This is a genomic window from Caulobacter sp. AP07 (genome assembly GCF_000281955.1).
Classification (GTDB): Bacteria; Pseudomonadota; Alphaproteobacteria; order Caulobacterales; family Caulobacteraceae; genus Caulobacter.
Genome location: NZ_AKKF01000021.1, coordinates 1 through 20,876 on the forward strand (window position 1 = coordinate 1; position 20,876 = coordinate 20,876).

21 protein-coding genes are annotated in these 20,876 nt (G+C 69.6%); 8 read left to right on the forward strand and 13 right to left on the reverse strand.

Annotated features, from left to right (window positions below):
- Positions 1-150 precede the first annotated feature (150 nt).
- Positions 151-438 (forward strand): type II toxin-antitoxin system RelE/ParE family toxin, encoded by a 288-nt coding sequence (locus PMI01_RS02035; RefSeq protein WP_007662344.1) that lies wholly within the window; start codon positions 151-153, stop codon positions 436-438.
- A gap of 12 nt (positions 439-450) precedes the next feature.
- On the opposite strand, the gene PMI01_RS02040 is transcribed toward PMI01_RS02035, so the two are convergent.
- A complete protein-coding gene (locus PMI01_RS02040) occupies positions 451-1,134 on the reverse strand; it encodes a histidine phosphatase family protein (protein ID WP_007662345.1) in 684 nt (227 codons plus the stop codon).
- A gap of 47 nt (positions 1,135-1,181) precedes the next feature.
- The gene (locus PMI01_RS02045; protein ID WP_007662346.1) at positions 1,182-2,102 is read right to left on the reverse strand and encodes a histone deacetylase family protein; all 921 of its coding nucleotides are present in this window, start codon (positions 2,100-2,102) and stop codon (positions 1,182-1,184) included.
- Between the two features lie 16 nt (positions 2,103-2,118).
- Here PMI01_RS02045 and PMI01_RS02050 point away from each other — a divergent pair, with 16 nt between their 5' ends.
- From PMI01_RS02050 to PMI01_RS02060, 3 genes are all read left to right on the forward strand, one after another.
- Positions 2,119-2,655, forward strand: a complete 537-nt coding sequence (locus PMI01_RS02050) for a GNAT family N-acetyltransferase (protein WP_007662347.1) — start codon at positions 2,119-2,121, stop codon at positions 2,653-2,655.
- A 66-nt stretch (positions 2,656-2,721) separates the two neighbouring features.
- The gene (locus PMI01_RS02055; protein WP_007662348.1) at positions 2,722-3,426 is read left to right on the forward strand and encodes a hypothetical protein; all 705 of its coding nucleotides are present in this window, start codon (positions 2,722-2,724) and stop codon (positions 3,424-3,426) included.
- Positions 3,427-3,468: 42 nt separating this feature from the next.
- On the forward strand, positions 3,469-4,647 hold the full coding sequence (locus PMI01_RS02060; RefSeq protein WP_007662350.1) for a vWA domain-containing protein: 1,179 nt from the start codon (positions 3,469-3,471) through the stop codon (positions 4,645-4,647).
- Between the two features lie 7 nt (positions 4,648-4,654).
- On the opposite strand, the gene PMI01_RS02065 is transcribed toward PMI01_RS02060, so the two are convergent.
- The 3 genes from PMI01_RS02065 to PMI01_RS02075 form a co-directional block, all read right to left on the reverse strand.
- Complete coding sequence (locus PMI01_RS02065) at positions 4,655-4,927, reverse strand: helix-turn-helix domain-containing protein (protein ID WP_007662360.1); 273 nt, start codon at positions 4,925-4,927, stop codon at positions 4,655-4,657.
- 119 nt (positions 4,928-5,046) lie between these two features.
- Positions 5,047-5,490, reverse strand: coding sequence for a hypothetical protein (locus PMI01_RS02070; RefSeq protein ID WP_157223646.1), 444 nt, complete (start codon positions 5,488-5,490; stop codon positions 5,047-5,049).
- 78 nt (positions 5,491-5,568) lie between these two features.
- Positions 5,569-8,385, reverse strand: coding sequence for an ATP-dependent DNA helicase (locus tag PMI01_RS02075; protein WP_007662362.1), 2,817 nt, complete (start codon positions 8,383-8,385; stop codon positions 5,569-5,571).
- A gap of 60 nt (positions 8,386-8,445) precedes the next feature.
- On the opposite strand from PMI01_RS02075, the gene PMI01_RS02080 reads away from it, so the two are divergent.
- Both PMI01_RS02080 and pdeM read left to right on the forward strand, forming a co-directional pair.
- The gene (locus tag PMI01_RS02080; RefSeq protein WP_007662363.1) at positions 8,446-11,007 is read left to right on the forward strand and encodes a ligase-associated DNA damage response DEXH box helicase; all 2,562 of its coding nucleotides are present in this window, start codon (positions 8,446-8,448) and stop codon (positions 11,005-11,007) included.
- Positions 11,008-11,029: 22 nt separating this feature from the next.
- Complete coding sequence (gene pdeM / locus PMI01_RS02085; protein WP_035034054.1) at positions 11,030-11,734, forward strand: ligase-associated DNA damage response endonuclease PdeM; 705 nt, start codon at positions 11,030-11,032, stop codon at positions 11,732-11,734.
- Between the two features lie 77 nt (positions 11,735-11,811).
- On the opposite strand, the gene rpiB is transcribed toward pdeM, so the two are convergent.
- Complete coding sequence (gene rpiB / locus PMI01_RS02090; RefSeq protein WP_007662365.1) at positions 11,812-12,264, reverse strand: ribose 5-phosphate isomerase B; 453 nt, start codon at positions 12,262-12,264, stop codon at positions 11,812-11,814.
- 194 nt (positions 12,265-12,458) lie between these two features.
- Here rpiB and PMI01_RS27635 point away from each other — a divergent pair, with 194 nt between their 5' ends.
- On the forward strand, positions 12,459-14,225 hold the full coding sequence (locus tag PMI01_RS27635; RefSeq protein ID WP_051989874.1) for an AAA family ATPase: 1,767 nt from the start codon (positions 12,459-12,461) through the stop codon (positions 14,223-14,225).
- 17 nt (positions 14,226-14,242) lie between these two features.
- Here the strand turns inward: PMI01_RS27635 and PMI01_RS02100 are convergent, their stop codons facing one another.
- The 4 genes from PMI01_RS02100 to PMI01_RS02115 all read right to left on the reverse strand — a co-directional run bounded on the left by PMI01_RS02100 (position 14,243) and on the right by PMI01_RS02115 (position 17,055).
- On the reverse strand, positions 14,243-15,277 hold the full coding sequence (locus tag PMI01_RS02100; RefSeq protein WP_007662367.1) for an alpha/beta hydrolase: 1,035 nt from the start codon (positions 15,275-15,277) through the stop codon (positions 14,243-14,245).
- Entirely contained in the window at positions 15,274-15,861 is a 588-nt protein-coding gene (locus PMI01_RS02105) for a uracil-DNA glycosylase family protein (RefSeq protein ID WP_007662368.1), read from the reverse strand. The genes PMI01_RS02100 and PMI01_RS02105 overlap by 4 nt, the downstream gene beginning before the upstream one ends.
- A gap of 52 nt (positions 15,862-15,913) precedes the next feature.
- Positions 15,914-16,546 carry a glutathione S-transferase family protein gene (locus PMI01_RS02110; RefSeq protein WP_007662369.1) on the reverse strand — a complete coding sequence of 211 codons (633 nt, stop codon included), beginning with the start codon at positions 16,544-16,546 and terminating at the stop codon, positions 15,914-15,916.
- 188 nt (positions 16,547-16,734) lie between these two features.
- The gene (locus tag PMI01_RS02115) at positions 16,735-17,055 is read right to left on the reverse strand and encodes a DUF3253 domain-containing protein (RefSeq protein WP_007662371.1); all 321 of its coding nucleotides are present in this window, start codon (positions 17,053-17,055) and stop codon (positions 16,735-16,737) included.
- A gap of 105 nt (positions 17,056-17,160) precedes the next feature.
- On the opposite strand from PMI01_RS02115, the gene PMI01_RS02120 reads away from it, so the two are divergent.
- Complete coding sequence (locus tag PMI01_RS02120) at positions 17,161-17,610, forward strand: PaaI family thioesterase (RefSeq protein ID WP_007662373.1); 450 nt, start codon at positions 17,161-17,163, stop codon at positions 17,608-17,610.
- Between the two features lie 42 nt (positions 17,611-17,652).
- On the opposite strand, the gene PMI01_RS02125 is transcribed toward PMI01_RS02120, so the two are convergent.
- The 3 genes from PMI01_RS02125 to PMI01_RS25930 form a co-directional block, all read right to left on the reverse strand.
- Positions 17,653-18,270, reverse strand: coding sequence for a glutathione S-transferase family protein (locus PMI01_RS02125; RefSeq protein WP_007662375.1), 618 nt, complete (start codon positions 18,268-18,270; stop codon positions 17,653-17,655).
- A gap of 94 nt (positions 18,271-18,364) precedes the next feature.
- Positions 18,365-19,645, reverse strand: a complete 1,281-nt coding sequence (locus PMI01_RS02130) for a NupC/NupG family nucleoside CNT transporter (protein ID WP_035034060.1) — start codon at positions 19,643-19,645, stop codon at positions 18,365-18,367.
- A 145-nt stretch (positions 19,646-19,790) separates the two neighbouring features.
- Positions 19,791-20,441 carry an EF-hand domain-containing protein gene (locus tag PMI01_RS25930; RefSeq protein WP_007662379.1) on the reverse strand — a complete coding sequence of 217 codons (651 nt, stop codon included), beginning with the start codon at positions 20,439-20,441 and terminating at the stop codon, positions 19,791-19,793.
- Between the last annotated feature and the right edge of the window lie 435 nt (positions 20,442-20,876).

Below are 20,876 nucleotides of genomic sequence, written 5' to 3' on the forward strand. Positions count from 1 at the left end.
GGCGGGTCAGTTCGCCAGCCATGAGGCCGTAAAGGCTTGGCTTCTGTCCTGGGGCGCCCCGAACGAGCTTCCGCCGCCCAAGGCCGGCGACTGACACTCCAACATGTCGTAACAGCAGGCTCCGGGAGCCTCTAGCTCCCGAGCCCCAGCATGACCGATGTCCCTCCGCCTCGTGTAATCTGGTCCCCCAGAGCCATCCGGGACCTCGCCGGCATCCGCACCTATATCGGGCAGTTCGCTCCCCTCGCGGCGCAACGCTTCACGGCCCGTCTGATCGGAGCCGTTGAGAGCCTGGCTGAGCACCCGAATCGGGGCCGGCCGGTCGGCCAGGGCGTGCGGGAGTTGGTCGCGATCAGGCCGTACTTGGTGCTCTATGAGGTCGGAGGCGAAGGGGTGCGGATTCTCCACATCAAGCACGGCGCGCAGCGGCCAGACTAAGCGCCACTACACCTAGGCCCGTTCGAAGCGCTTCACGCACCAGTACTTGAAACCCTGGTCCAGCGTCTTCTTCAGGCCGCGCTTCTGCAGGGCCAGGCCGATCATGGTGTTGAAGAAGCCGTGCGCCACGACCAGCACCTCCTGGCCGCCCTCCGACAGGCCGATCAGCAGCTCGGCCGCCTGGTCGGCGCGGACCTCGGCCTGGGCGCGGCTTTCCTGGCCGGCGTGGTGGTTGAAGAACCACCACCAGAAACGGGCGAAGAAGCCCCAGTTCTGGGGCGACATCTTGATCCAGCGCGGCCAGGGCGGCGGCGGCAGCGGGGCCTCGATGAACAGCGGGTCGCTGGCGAAGGCCTTGCCGGCGGTGACGGCGTGGGCGGTCTCGATCGAGCGGCGGCGGGTGGAGGCGATGATCGTCCCGGCCCGCCGGGCGGCGGCCTTCAGCGATTCCGGCGGCGTCTGGCCGGGCAGCAGGCCGCCCTCCTCGTACAGCGCCCACCAGTCGCCATAGGCCGGGGCGTTGAAACGGACCTTGCGCGACAGGGCCGGTTCGCCGTGCCGGGCCAGGGTGATGGCGCCGGGCCGAGAGGCGGTCGCGCCCCCAGGCGATCGGTCAGCGGGCGATCGGTCGGTTGGCGATCGGTCGACGGGCGATCGGTCGGCGGAAAGGTGGTCGGCGGGCAATTCGTCGGCCATTGATTCTGGAAGTCCGATTTCGCGCCTCGCGCGAACCCTCGAACCTCTCACCCCTCCTGCAACGCTCTGACATGCGCCGCCGCCGAGCGGCCGAGCGCCTCTAGGTCGTAGCCGCCCTCGAGCGAGGAAACAATACGCCCGCCGCAACGCCGGTTCGCCACCGAGGCGATCGCCCGGGTCGCCCAGGCGAAATCCTCGGCCTCCAGGCTCTGCTGGGCCAGGGGATCGCGGACATGGGCGTCGAAGCCGGCCGAGACCAGGATCAGCTCGGGGGCGAAGCCGTCCACCTGCTCCATCAGCCCCTCGAAGCCCCGGCGCCAGACCTCGCGGGGCGCATGGGGCGCGACGGTGGCGTTGGCGACGTTGCCGACGCCCGATTCGGACGGATCGCCAGTGCCGGGATAGAGCGGCGACTGGTGGATGGAGGCGAAGAACACGCTCGGATCGCGCTCGAACACCGCCTGGGTGCCGTTGCCGTGGTGGACGTCGAAATCGACGATCGCCACCCGCTTCAGGCCCGAGGCCTGGGCGACCCGCGCCGCCACGGCGATGTTGGAGAACACGCAGAAACCCATGGCCACGCCCGGTTCGGCATGATGGCCCGGCGGCCGCACGGCGCAGAAGGCCCGCGTCTGCCGGCCCGTCGCCACCGCCCGGGTCGCGTCGGCCACGGCGCCGGCGGCGCGGCGCGCGGCGGTCAGGCTGCCGGCCGACAGCACGGTGTCGGGGTCCAGGGCGCGGGTCCCGGCTCGCGGCGCGGCGGCCAGGATGGTGTCGATGAAGCCTTGCGGATGGACCAGGGCCAGGTCGGCGAAGTCGACCAGCGGGGCCTCGAAGGCCTCCAGGTCCAGGCCGGCGTCGTCTTCCAGCGCGTCGATCACCGCCCGCAGGCGCTCGGGCCGCTCGGCGTGGTTGTCGCCGGGCCGATGGTCGAGCATATCCAGATGGGTATAGAGCGCGACATCCATGCGAGGATCCTAACCGTTGAGCACCGCCGCGACCATCCGCCCCTGCACGCTCCGGCGAGCCACGATCGAGGACGCCGACACGGTGTCGAGCCTCGGCGCCCGCACCTTCACCGAGACCTTCGCCCATCTCTATCCGTCCGAGGACCTGGAAACCTTCCTGGCCTACGCCTACGGCCTGGAGCGGACCCGGCTCGACCTGGCCGATCCCGACAAGGCCATCTGGTTGCTGGAGGACGCGGACGGCGAGGCCATCGGCTACGCCCTGGCCGGCCCCTGCGGCCTGCCCCACCCCGACGCCAGCCCCGCGCACGGCGAGCTGCACCGGGTCTATGTGCTGAAGTCGCACCAGGGCGGCGGCCGCGGCTCGCTGCTGCTGAACACGGCGCTGGACTGGCTGGAGAAGGACGGCCCGCGCCCGCTGTGGATCGGCGTGTGGTCCGAGAACTTCGGAGCCCAGAAGCTCTATGGCCGCATGGGCTTCGACAAGGTCGGCGAGTACCGCTTCGCGGTCGGCGAGACGCGGGACCTGGAATTCATCCTGCGACGGGGGTGAAACCGGCCTCGCCTTTCTCCACCGCAAGCGGCAAAGCTTTGCCAGGGAGAATCGCGGGGAACGCCGATGAAATGGATGACGATGCTGGCCTGTGTCGCGGCGCTGGCCGCGACGCCGGCCCTGGCCCAGACCGAGCCCACGGCCGAGCAGTTGGCGGCCAAGCGCGCCGCCGCCAAGACCGAGGGCGACGCCCTGCTGGCTAAGGCGGGCGCGGCGGCCTTCTTCGACAATTTGAGCGACAGCAAGGACGAGACCGGGGTCATCCTGCAGCACAAGGGCTCCGGTCTCTACTGCATCTTCAATCCGGGACGCACCGACAGCGAGGTCGTGCTGTTCAAGCCCGACGGCACGGACGTCGGCTGCAACAGCGTCACGTTCGCCGACAGTCGCACCGTCTACGCCACCCGTTCCAGCCAAACCCTGAACCAGGCCCTGGAACAGTCGGTGGCGGCCCTGAAGATCAAGCACCCGAAGGCCAAGCCCTATCGCGGCAAGACCTCGAACCTCGTCGCGATGATGACGGCCACGGGTAAAATCCCGCCCAGTCGCACCGAACGCTTCATCGACGGCGGAACCTATGAAAGCGTCTCGGTGGCCGTCGTCGATGGTTGGGAGATCAAGCTGCGGCTCAGCGGCGAAGCCGCCAACGCCTCATTCCTGGCTAGCTCGGGCGACGGCATGGGCTGGCTGATGTACCTGTTCAAGGCGGTTCAATATCATAAGGCGCCAGCGGACACGTCGTCTCCCGCCGCTGGACAGCCCGCCTCCTGAAGGCCATCCTGGGTTCGAACAACCGTTCGAGATCCCCACCCGATGTTCTTCCGCTTCTTCTCCGAGCTCCGCCAGGCCAAGGTGCCGGTCAGCCTGCGCGAATACCTCCTGCTGATGGAGGCCCTCGACAAGGACGTCATCGATCGCCGGATCGAGGACTTCTACTTCCTGTCGCGGGCCAGCCTGGTGAAGGACGAGAAGAACCTCGACAAGTTCGACCGGGTGTTCAGCCACGTCTTCAAGGGCCTGGAGACGGTGGAGGACGGCATCACCGCCGAGATTCCGGCCGAGTGGCTGAGGCTGCTGACCGAGAAGTTCCTCACCGACGAGGAGAAGGCGCAGATCGAGGCCCTGGGCGGCTTCGAGAAGCTGATGGAGACCCTGCAGGAGCGCCTTCGCGAGCAGAAGGAGCGCCACGAGGGCGGCTCCAAGTGGATCGGCACCGGCGGCACCAGCCCGTTCGGGGCCAACGGCTACAATCCCGAAGGCGTGCGCATCGGCCAGGACAAGAGCCGCCACGGCAAGGCGGTCAAGGTCTGGGACAAGCGCGAGTACAAGAACCTCGACGACAGCGTCGAACTGGGCACCCGCAACATCAAGGTCGCCCTGCGCCGCCTGCGCAAGTTCGCCCGCCAGGGGGCGCTGGAGGAGCTGGACCTCAACGGCACCATCCGCGGCACGGCCGAGAAGGGCTATCTGGACATCCAGATGCGCCCCGAGCGCCGCAACACCATCAAGGTGCTGCTGTTCTTCGACATCGGCGGCTCGATGGACGGCCACATCAAGCTCTGCGAGGAGCTGTTCAGCGCCGCCAAGACCGAGTTCAAGCACCTGGAATTCTTCTACTTCCACAACTGCCTGTACGAGGCCGTGTGGAAGGACAACCGCCGCCGCCAGGCCGAGAAGACCCCGACCTGGGAGGTGCTCCACAAGTTCCCCCACGACTACAAGGTGATCTTCGTGGGCGACGCGACGATGAGCCCCTACGAGATCACCTATCCGGGCGGCAGCGTCGAGCACTGGAACGAGGAGGCCGGGGCCATGTGGATGACCCGGGTCACCGACATCTACCAGAGCGCCGTCTGGCTCAACCCCACCCCCGAGCGCCACTGGGACTACACCCAGTCGATCGGGGTGATGAAGCAGCTGATGAACGACCGGATGTTCCCGCTGACCATCGAGGGGCTGGACAAGGCGATGCGGGAGCTGGTGCGGGGGTAGGACCGCCCTACAGCCCCGCCCGCTCCAGCGCCTCGCGCACCACGTCGGGCGCGTGGTCGACCACCCGCAGATAGGCGGTCAGCGCCGTGTCGGGCCGGGCCTGGCCCAGTTCCAGCATGGCCAGTTGGTCGAGAGGGATGCAGAAGGCGCGGGCGAATTCGTCCTGCGACAGGCCGCTGCGCCAGCGCACCGCCTGAACCAGGGCGCGGGCCGAGCGGGCATGGCCGGGGTCGGCGGCCTCGTCGACGGCCAAGTCTGCGGCGGTTTCGGCTCTGGTCATGGCAATGCTCCTGGCGCTTGCCCCCGGGGCGAGGGTGTAGACCCGTTGCGTTGCAGGAATTCGACGGCATTGCGTCGAGTACGGGACTCTGTTGGGGCGATGACAGGCGCCGAGCGCGCCTAACGCGTCGGCTGGGCGGCCATCGCCCGGGCCTTGGCCTCGACCGCCTCGACGCCCTTCAGCGGGTCGCCGGCCGCCTCGAGCATGGCGTTGAAGCGCTTGAGGTCCTTGGTGCTGATCTTCTGGACGTCCTTCTCCTTGGCCCATTCCAGGCCGATCAGCTGGCCCAGGCGGCAGGCCTTGGGCAGGAGCAGGGGCTGTTCGGCCGCGCCGCCCTTGGCCAGCAGCTTGCCGACGACGTCGTTCCAGTTGGGCGAGCCGGCGAAGCAGAACGACAGGTGGTCGCAGGTCCCGGTCCAGAACCGCTTGTACCAGCGCAGATGTTCGTCGGTGTCGAAGCGCAGGGTGTCGGTCGGCCTGACCACCGCCCGGCAATCGGGCCGCACGAACTCCCCGGCCCGGACCGTCGACGCGCCGGCCAACACCACAACCGCCGCGACCACGGCTCCAACCTCACGCAACGCCACTGTACGCTTCCTCGACGCCGGTCCCCCGGACACTTCTCAAGCGGCTGTTAAAGCTCAGCCTTCTGACAGAAATGCGGCGGTGGCCTCGATGGCCTCGACCAGGCCCACCCGCTCGATGGTCACGCCCTCGGGCAGGCTGGAGAACAGCCGGGTGGGCGCGGCCGCGTCCAGCATCACGAACACGCCCTTGTCGTCGGCCCGGCGGATCAGCCGGCCGAAGGCCTGGCTGATACGGGCCCGGGCCGTCGAGTCGTCATAGCCCTTGCCGCCGAACCGCGCCCGGCGAGCCTTGTGCAGCACGTCGGGACGCGGCCAGGGCACGCGGTCGAAGACCAGCAGGCGCAAGGATCGGCCCGGCACGTCGATGCCGTCGCGGATGGCGTCGGTGCCCAGCAGGCAGGCGTCCTGCTCGGCCCGGAAGATATCGACCAGGGCCCCGGCCTCCAGCGGGTCGACGTGCTGGGCGTAGAGGGCCAGGCCCTTGTCGGCCAAGGGGGCGGCGATCCGTTCGTGCACGGCCTTCAGCCGGCGGATGGCGGTGAACAGCCCCAGACCCCCGCCGCCCGCCGCCAGGAACAGCTCGCGCATCGCCGCCGAGACCTGGCGCGGATCGTCCTTGCCGACGTCGGTGACCACGAAGGCCTTGGCGTTGTTGGCGTAGTCGAACGGCGAGACCAGCTTCAGCACCTTGGGGCTCTGCGGCAGGCGCGCGGCGCCGGTGCGCATCTCGGCCAGGGCGAAGGGGTCCTCCAGGGCCGGATCGGTAAGCGTGGCGCTGGTCACCAGCACCCCGTGGGCGGGGCTGAGCACCGCCGCCCGCAGCGGCTCGGTCGGGTCCACCCAGTGGCGGCGGCAGGCCGCGTCGACGACGCGGCCGTAGAGGAAGGTCGCCTCGAACCAGTCGACGAAGTCGGGGTCGTCCTCGGCGTCCTCGTCGATGGCCTTCAGGATCGAGCGCCAGGCCGGCAGGGTCATGCGGGCCCGGCGGTCCAGGCCGCGCAGCGCGCCCTCGATCCGCGCCCGCTCCGAGGTCGGCAGGGTGTCGGTCTCTTCGTCCAGAACGTCTTCCAGGTGGCGGGCCAGGGCCAGCAGCGGGGCCTCGATGCCGGCCAGGGCCCGGGAGGCCTCGCCCGCCCGCTCGCGCACCAGCTCGATGGCCGGGCGGGCGGCGCATTGCAGCCCCTGCTCGGCCGCGCCGGGGCGGTCGGTAACCCGGGCCCGCAGCTGCTCGATCACCGCGACCAGGAAGGTCTCGATCGGGCCGATCGGATTGACCTGGCCGTCGGGCGGCGCGATCCGTCCCGACCAGCCCTCGCCCGGCAGGACGGCGGCGGCGTGCAGGGCGGCGGTCAGCGAAGCGCGGGCGCCCTCGCGATCGCCGATGATGTCGAGCAGGCGGGTTTCCAGCCCCCTGCCCCGACGCCCCCGCCCTTCCGGTCCGCGCAGCCAGCGGCGCATCTCGGCGGCCTCGGCCCCGGACAGGGCGGCCGAGAAGGCGCTGTCGGCGGCGTCGAACAGGTGGTGGCCTTCGTCGAAGACGATGCGCTTGAGCGAGGTGGTCTCGTTGTCGCCCTTCAGGCCGCGCGCCGTCCGGGCCCCGTCGAAGGCCGCCTGGCTGAGCACCAGGGCGTGGTTGGCGATGACGATGTCGGCCCGCTTGCTGGCCCGTACGGCCTTTTCGATGAAGCAGACGCGATAGTGCTGGCAGCCGGCGTGAATGCACTCGCCGCGCCGGTCGACCAGGTTGGCCGGCCCGGCCTGGGCCGAGGGCGGGATGGCGAACAGGGTCGGCAGCCAGGCCGGAAAATCGCCGCCGGTCATGTCGCCATCGCGGCTGGCGCGGGCCCAGCGGGCCGCCAGCGCCAGGCCGATCAGGTCGCCATTGCCCAGCTGGGCGGTGTTGACCTGCTCCTGGAAGTTCAGCAGGCAGATGTAGTTCTCGCGGCCTTTGCGGACCACGGCCTTGCGGGCCCGGACCAGCGGGTCGGGATAGATCGAATGGCTCTCGCGCTCGATCTGGCGCTGCAGGGCGCGGGTATAGGTGCTGATCCACACCGACGGGCCGTTCATCTCGGCCCAGACCGAGGCCGGCGCCAGATAGCCCAGGGTCTTGCCGACCCCGGTGCCGGCTTCGGCCAGCATCATGTGCGGTTCGCCCTCGCGCTCGCGGGGGGCGAAGGCGAAGGCGGCCTCGCGGGCGAAGGTGTCCTGGGCCTCGCGCACCTCGTCCAGGCCCGAGCGCTGCAACAGTTCCTTCAGCCGCTCGCTGGCCCGTTCGGGGTCGACCGGCCGGGAGCCGGGCTCGCCGGGCGGGGCCTGGTCCTCCCACTCCGTGGCGCGGGCCCAGACGTCGAGGCCGGAGCTGCGGAACTGGTTGCCGACCGGGGCCGAGCGCAGGGCGCCGATCACGGCGGGCCCCCACGACCAGCCGGCCCGAGCCATGGTCTCGGCCACCGCCAGGGCCTCCTCGCGCGACGGCCGGGGCGTCAGGGCCAGCTCGCGCAGCAGGGCGTCGGCGGCGTCGCGCAGGGTCTGGGCCTGGGCCGGCGCGCCCTTCGGCTCGGGCAGACCCAGGGCGGTGGCCAGGCCCACGGCCGACGGCGCGCAGAAGGTGGCCGGCCGGGTGAAGACATAGAGCTCCAGCACGTCGAACACGCCCCGGCTACGCGCGGGGGCGTGCAGGTTCAGCCGCTTGGCGGTCATGCCGGCGTGGGCCACCAGCACCGGCCCGTGCTCCAGCAGGTCGCGGGCGTCGGGCGTGCGCAGCGGCCGCCCCTCGCCGCCCGTGCCGCCATCGGCGAAGCCGGCGCGCGGGCCGGGCAGCACCACCAGGGCGGGGGCGAGTTCGAGGGTGGGAATCTGTGCGGTCACGGGTGTTTAACTAGCGCGGATCGCATGGAAACGGAACGGGAACATGCTATAGGCGACGGAATGCTCGCGGCCGACGCCCTTCCTCCCCGGTTTTCAGAGTGGTTCGCCGCGCGCGGCTGGGCGCCGCGGGCGCACCAGCTGGCCATGGTCGAGAAGGGCCGGCAGGGGCGCGACGCCCTGCTGATCGCCCCGACCGGCGGCGGCAAGACCCTGGCGGGCTTCCTGCCCAGCCTGATCGAACTGTCCGAACGGGCGCCGCGCAACACACCGGCCGGCGTGCACACCCTCTACGTCTCGCCGCTCAAGGCCCTGGCCGTCGATATCGAGCGCAACCTGGCCACGCCGATCCGCGAGATGGGGCTGAAGGTCGTCGCCGAGAGCCGCACCGGCGACACCGGCGAGGCCCGCAAGGCCCGCCAGCGCCTGCGGCCGCCCGACATCCTGCTGACCACCCCCGAACAGCTGGCGCTGTTCTGCGCCTGGGAGGGCGCGCGGGAGTATTTCGCCGACCTGTCCTGCGTGATCGTCGACGAGGCCCACGCCATGTGGCCCAACAAGCGCGGCGACCTGCTGGCCTTGGGCCTGGCGCGGCTGCAGCGGTTTTCGCCGAAGATGCGGCGGGTGGGGCTGTCGGCGACGGTGGACGATCCGGACCTGGTGCAGCGGTGGCTGGGCGTGAACGAACCCCCTCCCCCTCGTGGGGAGGGGGCAGGGGGTGGGGGGCCCGCGCGCACCGCGTCGGACGCTCTGCCGGCCGCCCCCCACCCCCAACCCCTCCCCACGAGGGGGAGGGGCTCGCACGAGGTCGATCTCGTCCTCGGTTCCGGCGGCGCTCAGCCGATCGTCGAGGTGCTGGTCAGCGGCGGCAAGGTGCCGTGGGCCGGCCACACGGCCGAGCACGCCATGGCCGAGGTGTACGAGATCATCAAGGCGTCGAAGACCGCCCTGGTCTTCGTCAACACGCGTTTCCAAGCGGAGTTCGCGTTCCAGGAGCTCTGGAAGCTCAACGACGACGGCCTGGCCATCGCCCTGCACCACGGCAGCCTGGCGGCCGAGCAGCGGCGCAAGGTCGAGGCGGCCATGGCCCGCGGCGAGATCCGGGCCGTGGTCTGCACCTCCACCCTCGACATGGGCATCGACTGGGGCGACGTCGACCTGGTGATCCAGCTGGCCGCCCCCAAGGGCGCCTCGCGGATGGTCCAGCGCATCGGTCGCGCCAACCACCGGCTGGACGAGCCGTCGCGCGCCATCCTGGTCCCGGCCAGCCGCTTCGAGATGCTGGAGTGCCGCGCCGCCGCCGACGCCATCCTGGGCGGCCACCTGGACGGCGAACCGGCCCGGACCGGCGCGCTGGACGTCCTGGCCCAGCACCTCATGGGCCTCGCCTGCTCCGAACCCTTCGCCCTGACCGACCTGTATGACGAGATCCGCGCCGCCGGCCCCTATGCCGACCTGGCCTGGGAGGACTTCGAGACGGTCGTCGATTTCGTCTCGACCGGCGGTTACGCCCTGAAGAGCTACGACAAGTTCCGCCGCATCGTGCCCGGCCAGGGCGGCCTGTGGCGGGCCCGCAACGCCCAGACCGTGCTGCGCCACCGGATGAACGTCGGCACGATCGTCACCGCGGCCATGGTCAATGTGCGGGTCGGCGGCGGCAAGCGGCCGATGGGCGGGAGGAAGGTCGGCGAGGCGGAAGAAGGCTTCTTCGAAGCGATGAAGCCCGGCGACACCTTCATCTTCGCCGGCCAGGTCTGGCGGTTCAACAGCTTGGTCGGCACGGACGCCTTCGTCAGCCTCGCCCCGGACAAGGACCCGATGATGCCCAGCTGGGGCGGGGCGAAGTTCCCGCTCTCGACCTATCTGGCCAGCCGCGTGCGGGCGATGATGCACGACGAGACCGAATGGGCCGCCCTGCCCGCCGACGTCCAGGAATGGCTGGGCTACCAGAAGCTGCGCTCGATCATGCCGGGCGAGGATGAGATGCTGCTGGAGACCTTCCCGCACGGCAAGCGCCACCACCTGGTGTTCTACAGTTTCGAGGGCCGCCTGGCCCACACCACCCTGGCCATGCTGCTGACCCGGCGGCTGGACCGCATGGGCGTCGGGCCCCTGGGCTTCGTGGCCAACGACTACGCGGTCAACATCTGGTCGCTGAAGTCGATGGCGGACCTCGACCTCGACGCCCTGTTCGCCCAGGACATGCTGGGCGACGACCTCGAGGCCTGGCTGAACGAGAGCTTCCTGATGAAGCGGGCCTTCAAGGCCTGCGCCCTGATCAGCGGCCTGATCGAGCGCCGCCATCCGGGCGAAGAGAAGTCCGGCCGCCAGGTGACCTTCTCGACCGACCTGATCTATGACGTGCTGCGCCGCCACCAGCCCGACCACCTGCTGCTGCGCTGCGCCCGGGCCGATGCGGCGACCGGTTCGCTGGACGTGGCGCGGCTGGGTGACATGCTGGCGCGGATCCAGGGCAGGATCCGCCATGCGGCGCTGGACCGGGTCTCGCCCTTCGCCGTGCCGATCATGCTGGAGATCGGCCGCGAGCGGGCGCCAGGGGATGCGGCCGGCGAGATGATCCTGGCCGAGGCCGAGGAAGACCTGATCGCCGAGGCGATGTCGTGAGAGAGTGCGTTGGGTGAGTAGCCTGAGCTTCAAGATCAGCGACTGCGGCGGGCTGAAGATCGAAGTCTTCGGAACCCGCGCGACGCTGCGCCATTCCGGGGCCCTGTGGCTGGAAGGCGAGCGTGCGATGGTGGTCGCCGACCTGCACTTCGAGAAGGGCAGCAGCTACGCCGCGCGCTTTGGCCAGATGTTGCCGCCCTACGACACCCGCGAGACCCTGGACCGGCTGGAGCGCGAGCTGGCGGCGCTGAACCCCGCCACCCTGATCTTCCTGGGCGACAGCTTCCACGACGGGGCCGGCGAGGACCGCCTGCCGGCCGACGACCGGGCCCGGATCGCCGCCCTGGCCCGGGGCCGCGACCTGGTCTGGGCGGTGGGCAACCACGACGCGGACGGCCCCCGCGCCCTGCCCGGCGCGGTGGTCGACGAGGCGGCGATCGCCGGCCTGACCTTCCGGCACGAGCCCCTGCCCGGCGCCCAGCCCGGCGAGGTGGCCGGCCACCTGCATCCGGCCGCCCGGGTGACCAGCGGCCGGGCCAGCGTGCGGCGGCGCTGCTTCGTCACCGACGGGTCGCGGCTGGTGCTGCCGGCCTTCGGGGCGTTCACCGGGGGCCTGAACATCCTGGACGCGGCCTTCGCGCCGCTGTTCGGGACCCCGCCCCTGGCGGCGGCCCTCGGCCGGGGCCGGGTGCACGCGGTGGGCTGGAAGTCGCTGCGGCCGGATTGAGAGGCTCCGCCGCCAGGTGGGGGCCAGTACGGATCACCCCGGGGAGACCACGCGCCGCTTGGTGAAAGCTCTCGCAATCAGCATGGCGTCGCGGGAACCGGCGCCGCGCCGAGCTTCTCGACGCGCGGACCATGGCGGCCACCGGCAAACCCGGTCGCTAGGAAGGCTGTTACGCAGGCCTTGGCCACGTCGAGCCTGACCAGGCGGGCGCCGAGGGCGATGACATTGGCGTCGTTATGCTCGCGGCCGAGCGTCGCGGAGACGGGCTCGTTGACCAGCGCGCAGCGACAGGCCGGATTGCGATTGACCGCGATGGAGATGCCGATGCCCGAGCCGCAAAGCGCGATGCCGCGCTCGGACCGGCCGCTCGCGATATGCTCGGCGAGCTTGTAGCCATAATCGGGATAGTCGACGCGCGCGCCGCTCTCGGGGCCCAGGTCCGCGACCTCGTGGCCTTCGCCCGTCAGCCAAACGGCCAGCTCGGCCTTGAGCTCGATCGCGGAATGGTCCGAGGCGATGGCGATCCGCATGGCGTTCAGCTCCCCGAGTCTCAAATGCAGCGCGAAAAACCAAGCAAGGAGTCGCCCGACCCCCGTTATCCAGCATCGCTGATTCCCATGCGGCGCACCCCAAGTAGCGCCTAGGCGCTGCGGCGCTCAGATGATCTGTTGGGGCCAGTTCAAAGCTGAGTTGTAAGGGGGCCTACATGCAAGCAGCAACGACCGTGACCCAGCCCGTGTCGGGTTGGTTCGCGCTGATCTACATCCTGCTGTATTTCGTCCCCGTCCTCTTTGGCGCGTTCGCGCGGCTGCGCCCACGCCACCTCATCATCGTTGGCCTGGTCGACCTCCTGCTGGGATGGACGATTTTCGGCTGGTTTCTTGGAATCGCCCTCGTCTTCTGGTGGAAGCGCCAAGCGGCCCGAACCGGGCCCACGAAGGCCCTCGCCTCCGGCATGGCCTCTCCTCCCACGTTCAGTTCGTCCGCGCCTCTTGAACCCCCGGCGCCGCCTGAATTGGGTTGGCCCGCAGATCCACCAATCCTGAGCGGGGAAGCCGCCGTCCTGGCCGAAGAGGCCGGCGACCTCTGGAGAGACCTGCGGCTCAATTTCGACCTCGGGCTGGGGAGGCTCGCGGAAGCCAAGGCGGATTTCGGCGACAGCGTTCCCGATACCGTGTTCCTGGCCGCGGCGGCGGCCTGCGTCCATGTCTGCAACCCCTTGGGCCGGCTGACGCCCCTGGAAGTCGATCTGATCAATCGCGCCTTCGGCGTCGCCAACACGGCTGACTACTACCAACGTCTATGGGCCGGCTGCATCGAGGACGAAGCCAAGTTTCGGGCGGACGCGGGCCACAGCCTCTACGTCCTGATGCTCGCAGCCGCCGTCGGCGAGCGAGCGATCGGCGGATTGCCCTACACCCCCGCCACGGACAGCGTCGTACGCTTCTTCAACCGCTTCACCGAAGCCTTGGTCCTGGCCGACGACAAGGCGACGGAGCCCGAGCTGGCGCAGATTGCCTGGCTCACCAACCTTCTGCACGAGAAGGCGCCTCTGGTGAAAATGGCGCTGGCGGAAATGACCGCCGCCTCGATCGCGCCGCCCCCGGGCGACTGCTGCGGGGACGCCAAGGCGCCTGATCGGCGGGCGCCCCGCCCAACGGCCGCGACGGATGAAACGGTCGAGGCGTGCATCGCAAAGCTTCACGCCCTGGTCGGGCTGCATTCGGTCAAGCGGGAGATCGACACCCTGGTGAACATCGCCAAGGTCTCGCAGATGCGACGCGAGCGGAATCTCCCGGTGTCGGAGCTGAGTTTGCACTTGGTGTTCTCCGGCAACCCCGGGACCGGCAAGACCACGGTCGCCCGGATCGTTTCGCAGATCTACGGCAAGCTCGGCCTGATCTCGCAAGGGCAATTGGTCGAGGTGGACCGCAGCCAACTGGTCGCCGGCTACGTCGGGCAGACCGCGCCGAGGGTGGCGGCGGTCGTCGAGCAGGCGCTGGGAGGCGTCCTCTTCATCGACGAGGCCTACGCCCTGATGTCGAAGGGCGGCCAGGACTTCGGCTCCGAAGCGATTGAAACGCTTCTGAAGCTGATGGAGGACCACCGAGACGATCTGGTGGTGATCGCGGCCGGATACGGCGACCAGATGCAGGCGTTCCTGGACTCCAACCCCGGCCTGCGCTCGCGGTTCGCGCGCACCATCGACTTTCCGGACTACACCGCCGACGAGACCCTTGAGATCTTTGAACGGCAGGCCAAGAGCGCCGACTACATCCTGTCCGACCCAGCCCGCGAAATGGTCCGTGGGGAATTGGCGCGGCGACGCGCCGTGGCCGTCAACTTCGCCAACGGACGCGATGTGCGCAACCTGTTCGAACGGGTGCTGGCCATGCAGGCCAATCGGCTGGGTCAGACCGCGTCGGTCTCGGACAAAATGCTGAAGATGATCGAGGAAGCCGATGTGAGGATGGCGCTGCCGGCGAGCTGACGGTTGGAAGGTCCGGCTCAGCCGCCCCGCGTCGCCTGGGTCTTGACCACGTTCGGCGCGGTCGGCGCGCCCGGGATCGGCGGAGCGCCGGACGGCAGGTCGGCCAACGGGTCCTTGAGAAACGCCGCCGCGTCGCGCCAAACGACCTCGGCCTGCTTGTCGACCAGCAACAGGTGCCAGCCGTTGGCGTAATAGGCCGAGCGATCGTCGGGCTTGAGCCGCCGGGCCGCCTCCATGGTCGGCTCCTTGGGGATGATCTGGTCGTTGGCCCCGTAGAAATAGGCGACCGGAACCTGCACCCGACCCAGCGACGACCAGGCCCTCTCCATCAGCCCGACCAGGCCGTAGAGGGTGTCGGACCGCGCCCCCCAGATCATCAGCGGATCGCGGCCCATGCGCCGCAGTTCCTCGATGTTGTCGGTGGGCTGCACGCGCTTGACCAGCCATTCGGGCGGCTTGACCACCCAGCCGCGCGCGGTGTGGGCGGTGATCCACAGGCTGGTCTTGTAGGGCAGCGGCTGGTTGGACCAGCCCCAGACGGCGGGGGCGAACAGCAGGACGCTGTCGGCGGCCGGCGGCCGGTCCGAGGCCATGGCGGCGATGGTCACCGCCCCGCCCATGCTCTCCCCGGCGATGGCGACCTTGGCTTCGGGATGGGCCTCGCGGACCAGGGCGACGGCGGTGCGCACGTCCTCGACCATCAGGTCGACCGGCGCCCAGACCCCGCGGTCGGGCGAGCGTCCGAACCCGCGAAGGTCGAGGGCGTAGGTGGCGATCCCCTGCTGGGCCCAGAACGGCCCGGCCATGTGGAAGGCGTTGGAATAGTCGTTCATGCCGTGCAGGCCGACCACCACCTGGGTGACCGCGACGCCCTCGGGCGGCAGCCAGCGCTGCATCCCCAGCCGCTGGCCGTCGAAACTGACCATGCCGTCGGCGTCCAGGCGCGCGCCCCGGAAGCCCAGTTGCCCCAGGCCGGGCCGCTGGGTGACGGGCGCGCAGGCGGCGAGGCCGGCGACGCAGGCGGCGTTGAGAAGAAGGCTCCGGCGGTTCATGCGCCCAGGATGCCCGCCACTCGACGGCGAAGATAGGGCGCGACCTCGGTGTCGAACCAGGGATTGCGCTTCAGCCAGCCGGTGTTGCGCCACGACGGGTGCGGCAGGGGCAGGACGCCGGCGTCCAGATAGTCGCGCCAGGCGGCGACGGTGTCGGTCATGTTCGCCTTCATACGATCACCCAACGCCCAGGCCTGGGCATGGCTCCCGACCAGCAGGGTCAGCTCGACCCTGGGCAGCTGCGCCAGCAGCTGGGGCCGCCACAGCGCCGCGCAGCGGGCCGGCGGCGGATAGTCGCCGCCCTTGGGATTGGTCCCGGGAAAACAGAAGGCCATGGCCGCCACGCCGATCTCCGGCCGGCCGTAGAAGGTCTCGCGGTCGACGCCCATCCACGCGCGCAGGCGCTCGCCGGACGGGTCGTTGAACGGCAGGCCGGTCTCGTGGACCAGCCGGCCCGGCGCCTGGCCGCAGATCAGCAGCCGCGTCCCGGCGCCGACCCGCACCACGGGCCGGGGCGTATGCGGCAGGTACGGCGCGCAGGCCCGGCAGGCGGCGATGTCGGCGAGAAGGGCGTCCAGCAGCATGGAGTGGAGGTAGAGGATCGGCGGCCGAAGGCAAGCGGGAGCGGCGCCCCCCTCACCCGCCCAGCAGCCGCTTCTCCTTGGCCACCAGCGCCGCGAACGACGGCCGGGCCAGGATGGCGTCGGCATAGGCCTTGGCCTTGGGCCAACGCGACAGGTCGAAGTTCAGGTGGCCGAGATTGGCGAACGGACTGGCCACGGCGATGTCGGCCAGGGTCAGGCGGTCCTCCAGCAGGAAACCAGACGCCGGGATCACGCCCTCCAGATAGTCGAGCAGCGGCGGAATGGTCTCGTTCTCGGCCTTGGCCGCGACGGCCTCGTCACAGGTCGCGCCCATGAAACGCGGCCCGACGATGCGGTTGAAGAACAGCGGCCCGGCCGCGGCGACCACGATGGTGTCGGCGAATTCCTCGAACCACACGGCGCGCGCCCGGTTCTTGGGATCCAGCGGGATCAGGTTGGGTTCGGGATGCAGGGCTTCCAGATAGGTGATGATCGCCGAGGAGTCGGAGATCTGGAAATCGCCGTCGCGGAAGCCGGGGATCTTCCGGAAGGGGCTGCAGGCCAGGAACTCGGGGTCGGGCGAACCGGGGACCGAGACCTTGTTCTCCAGGGTCAGCCCCTTCTCGGCCCCGAAGGCCAGGGTCTTGCGCACATAGGGCGACAGCGACGAGCCATAGACGATCATGGTGGACCTCCCCTTATGAGTGTTGCTCATAGGTCCATCGATCAGGTTTTGTTTCAAGACTTGGGTGGGCGTCCATCGCACCTTCCGTCGTCATCCCCCGACTTGTTCGGGGGACCCAAGCGGGATCGGCCATGTCGTCAACTCAGCTTGGGTCCCCCGCATAAAGCGGGGGATGACGACCGTGGTGGCTATTCCTCGCCGCCCTGTTCGCCGCCCTCGGCCACGTCCTCGAAGCTGGTCGGGTCGCCTTCCATGCGCAGGCGCAGGCGGTAGACGCCCCGGAACTTCTCCGGATTGACCGGCTTATTGTGGCGCAGGATGACGATCTTGCCCTCGCGGGCCAGCTCGATGGCGTTGGTGCGCACGTGGCCCAGCAGCCGCTGCCAGCGCTCGGGCTCGACGGCCTTGGCGACCGACATCGGGTCGATGGACTTGCCGGCCGCCACGGCGGCCAGTTGCGAAAGGATGGTGTCTTGGATCGGGGAAGATTGGGGGATCGTGGTGGTCATGGGCGGAGGGATGCCACGAATCTGTCAGCAGCGCGAGCGCGGCCGCTTGCGTCCGCCTTGCCCGGGCCTTAGCTGCATCCTCAAAGACAACGAAGGGGACGGATCATGGACGGCGGCAACGAGATCTGGGACGGCCCCAAGCTGGTCAACGACGGCGAGTGGGCCGGCTGGCGCACCTGGGCGGGCATGGACGCCTTCGAGGACCAGACCGGACCGTTCTACTTCCGCGAAGAGAACGGCGTCATCCGCAGCGCCTTCCGCGCCGAGGCCCGTCACATGAACGGCGGCGGCTTCATGCACGGCGGCTGCATGATGACCTTCGCCGACTATTCGCTGTTCTCGATCTCCTGGGCGCACCTGAAGGACGTGCGGGCCGTCACCGTCAGCCTGAACGGCGAGTTCCTGGGCCCGGCCAAGGCGGGGGACCTCGTGGAATCCGTCGGCGAGGTGACCAAGGCCGGCGGCTCGCTGCTGTTCGTGCGCGGCCTGATCTCTACCGGTGGATCGCCGATGCTGAACTTCTCGGGCGTGATCAAGAAGATCCGTCCGCGCTGACAGGACGGGGACAGGCGCATGCGCCCGTCCCCAGCCGCGCTCCTAAACCCCCGCCTTGGCCGCCGGCCGGGCCATCATCGCCGCCAGCCAGCGGTTGACGTTGACCAGTTCCGGGTCCGGCCGAAACCGCACCATTCGCGCGAAGTCGATGCCGGTGGCCGCCAGGATGTCGGCGATGGTCACCCGGTCGCCGGCGATGAATTCGCTGTCGGCCAGGCGGCGATCCAGCACCCTCAGGCCCTTCTCGGCGGTGGCCCGGCCGTTGGCGGCCACCTCGGGAATCTGGGTCTCGATGGCGGCCATGGCGGGATGCGAATGGCGCACGGCCATCATCAGCGGCGTGGAGACCATCATCTCGGCCCGCCGCGCCCACATCTCGATCACGGCGATCTCGCAAGCCTCCTCGCCGAACAGGTTGGGCTCGGGATAGACGCTTTCCAGATAGCGGCAGATGGCCACCGACTCGGTGATGGTCGCGCCGTTGTCCATCTCCAGGGCCGGCACGTTGGGCAGGCCGGCCTTGGCCAGGTAGTCGGGCTGGCGGTGCTGGCCGCCGAAGATGTCGATGTCGACGATCTCGATGTCCTCGATGCCCTTCTCGGCCATGAACCAGCGCACGCGGCGAGGGTTGGGGGCCCGGCGGCTGTCGTAGAGCTTCAAAAGAAATCCTCCCGGCTTTTGACCGGGAGGATGCGCGGCTTACCGAGCGGAATGGAAGAGGCAGCCGCTAAGCCCTTCCCCCTTGAACCCAGAGCTAAAGCCCGAACCAGGCCCGCGGCATCAGGCCGATCAGCGAGCCGGTCAGGCAGGTGGCCAGGAAGCCGGCCATCATCGCCTTCCAGACCAGGCCCAGCACCTCTTGCCGGCGCTGGGGCACCAGCACCGAGAAGCCGGCGACGTTCATGCCGACCGAACCGATGTTGGCGAAGCCGCACAGGGCGTAGGTCATGATGATCCGGGTGCGGGGGTCCAGCAGTTCCGGGCCGGTCTTGGCCATCTGGATGAAGGCCGTGAACTCGGTGAGGATCAGCTTGACGCCCAGCAGGCCGCCGGCGCTGCCGGCTTCCTTCCAGGGCACGCCCATGGCCCAGGCCAGCGGCGCGAAGATCACGCCCAGCACGCGGGCGATGCTCAGGTGCTCGCCGCCGACCATCGGCAAGGCGAACAGGATCTTGTCGACCATGGTGGCCAGGGCGATGAAGACGATCAGGGTGGCGCCGACGTTGAGCGCGATCTGCAGGCCGTCGGTGGTGCCCTTCATCACCGCGTCGATCGAGCTGCCGTAGGTCTTGTCTTCCTCGGCCAGGTCCAGGTCGTCGGACTTCTCGCTGGGGTCGCCGGGCACCATGATCCGGGCCAGCAGCACCCCGGCCGGGGCCGAGATCAGCGAGGCCGCCAGCACATGGGCGGCGGCGTTGGGCAGCACGTCGTGCAGGATGGTGGCGTAGGCGACCATGGTCGAGCCGCTGACGCAGGCCATGCCGACCGCGATCAGCATGAACAGTTCCGAGCGGGTCAGGCGCTCCAGATAGGCGCGGATGAAGATCGGCCCCTCGATCTGGCCCATGAAGATGGTGGCGGCGGTGGCCAGGGCCGGAGGGCCGCGCAGGCCCAGGGTCTTCTGGAACAGGAAGCCCAGGCCCTTGGCCAGCCACTTCAGGATGCCCCAGTGCCACAGCAGCGCCGACAAGGCGCAGACCACCAGGATCACCGGCATCACCCGGAAGGCGAACAGGAAGCCGGCCCCCGGATTGGTCTCGGTATAGGGCGGGGCGGTGCCCGACAGGTAGCCGAACACGAAGTTGGTGCCGGCCTGGGTCGATGAGGCCAGCCCCTCGACCGCGCCGTTGACGCCCTGCAGCGCGGCGCGCATCGCCGGCAGCTTGAACAGCACGAAGACCAGAATCAGCTGGATGGCGATGGCGCAGACGGCCAGCACCAGCGGGAAGCGCTTGCGGTTCTCGGACACGAGCCAGCAAAGGCCGAGGATCAGCGCCACGCCCGACAAGGCTTGGACGTTCTCGGGAAGAAAGATCAAGACGGAAGGACCTTAAACATGCGGCGACGCCCCCGCGACGCCAACCAAGGGGCCAAATGACTATGATTAGGGGGCGCGGCGCAAGCGCTATGCGCAGGGCGACCGTTGGGGCCGAGCGTTCTGCTCGCCCCCGGGGCGTCCGCTAGGCCGCGAGGTTCACCGTCTGGCGGGACGCGGTGGCGGCCTGGGCGCTCTCCAGCTGGGCCAGCAGCTTCTGCATCAGGTCCGACGCCAGGTTCGAACCCGACGACGCGCTGGTCAGGCTGGAGGCTCCGTCCGTGGAGGCGCTGGCGGTCTTCGACTCGGCGGCCTTCAGCATGGCGGTGAACTCGTCGCCCGACAGGCCGCCGTCGCCATCGGTGTCGGCGGCGGCCAGTTCGGCGGCCGAGATCGTGCCGTCCTGGTTGGTGTCCAGCGCGTCGAACACCTTGCTCGCGCCGCCGCCCGAGGCGGTCTTGGTCTCGCCCGACGGCGGAGGACCGCCGTGCGGGGGGCCGCTGGCGCGGGCCAGCGCGTGGAACTCCTCGCCCGAGAGCTGGCCGTCGCCGTCGCTGTCGCCGTCCGACACCAGGGTGCTCACCGCCGCGGAAACGTCGGCCGAGTCGCCCAGGGCGTCGGTCAGGGCCGAGGTCAGCTCGTCGGTCGACAGGGCCCCGTCGGCGTTGGCGTCGAGGGCTTCGAAGAGCCCCTTCCCGCCCCGCGGCTCGCCCCCCCGTTCGGTCTCCTGCAGCGAGATCAGCGACGACAGGGTTTCACCGCTGAAACCTTCGCCGCTGGAACCCTGTATGCTCATGGTCGGCGGGGGGGGCCGGCGGCGGCGGTGGCGGGCCCTTGCCGTCCACGCCCGGAAAATCCTGCCCGCCGGCGGCGGCAGATATCGAGGATGTCGCGGACGTGGTCCCGCTGGCGGTGGAACTGCGCATCGACTGCAGCAACTGCTGCATGATCGAGGAACTGCTCAGGCTTGAGACGCTCAAGACGGTTTCTCCTTTGACCTCAAGGCTCGGCGCGCGAAACGCGGCCGCGCTCGGGTCATGCGAAAAACACGCCAGATTTCAATGCGTTACAAAGTCGACACAAACCCATCCCCGCAAGAGTTCGAGGCGCGCCGCCACCGTCGCCGCCGCCCCTCCCCGCGCCGTCAAATCAAGCAGATCACCGCTCGCGGAACGTGTATCGCTCGCCTTACCCCGATTTAACTTGGCCGCTCCAAGATCGCCGTTCATTG